Annotated in this window: 1 protein-coding gene; it reads right to left on the bottom strand. The window is 77.7% G+C overall.

The genetic code is table 11. The features are described from left to right. Positions 1–1,012, bottom strand: a 1,012-nt coding sequence (locus ABD323_RS37845; protein ID WP_344446639.1) for a GAF domain-containing protein, incomplete at its 3' end; no start/stop codon positions are given. Positions 1,013–1,021 lie beyond the last annotated feature (9 nt).

Below are 1,021 nucleotides of genomic sequence, written 5' to 3'. Positions count from 1 at the left end.
CGCCGCCGACCTCGGCCCGCCGGTCGCCCGGCATGTAGCGGTGGGCGATCTGCACGCCGGGGATCCGCGGCGGGCGGGTGGGGATCATCGAGCGCTGCAGGGTGGTGGCGACCTTGGACTCGGCGCGGTGCAGCCGGGCGTTGTCCAGCGAGAGGGCGGCCCGGGCGGCCAGCTCCAGCAGGGTGGCGGCCTCCGAGGCGTCGAAGGGGGCGCGGTCGGGCAGCCGCAGCAGCTTGAGGATGCCCAGCACGGTGCCGCGCGCGGAGAGCGGCAGCACCAGCATGGAACGGCCGGAGACCACCGGCACCAGGCTCGGCCCGCCGCCCAGCGCGGCGGCGTAGTCGACCGCCAGCTCCTCGTTGACCACCGGCACCAGCACCGCCTGGTTGCGCTGCAGGGCCATCCCCGGCGGGGTGGTGCGCGGCATCGCGAGCAGCGCGCCCTCCTGCAGGACGTGGCCCCAGCTGCCGGAGGTCGGATTGTAGGTGCGGGCCACCCGGCGCAGCATGGTGTCGTCGTCGGGCTGCTCGTCGGGCAGTTCGGCGTCCGAGATGAGCCGGTCCAGCAGGTCCACGCAGGCGAAGTCGGCGACCCGCGGGACCAGCACCTGGCAGAGCTCGCGCGCGGTGGTGTCCAGGTCGAGGGTGGTGCCGACCTTGCCGCCGACCTCGTTCAGCAGGGCCAGCTGCTCACCGGCCTGGCCGTTGGTCAGCATCGGCACCAGCTGGTCCCCGGGCAGGGCCGGGGCGGGCGGGGCGGTGGCCAGGGGCTGATCGGTCGTCAGGGGGGCTCCCGGGGTCGGCGCGGGGCCCGGGTCCGCGGCGCGCGGACCGGGCAGGGCGGGGGAGGGGTCGGCGCCGGCCCGCTCGGCCGACGGGGGACGCGGCTCGGCCAGCAGCCGCAGGCCCACCACTGCGGTGGCCGCGGCCGAGCGCTGCTGCGCGGTGGGGTAGCGGCGGCCGAGCCCCGCGGGGGGGTGGGCCACCCCCTCGGGGGGGGGGTCGTAGGGCACCACCCGGAG

It is taken from the genome of Kitasatospora nipponensis, assembly GCF_039528135.1.
In the GTDB taxonomy this organism is placed as follows: domain Bacteria; phylum Actinomycetota; class Actinomycetes; order Streptomycetales; family Streptomycetaceae; genus Kitasatospora; species Kitasatospora nipponensis.
The sequence above is the reverse complement of the archived record's forward strand: the minus strand, read 5'-3'. Positions and strand labels throughout refer to the sequence as shown.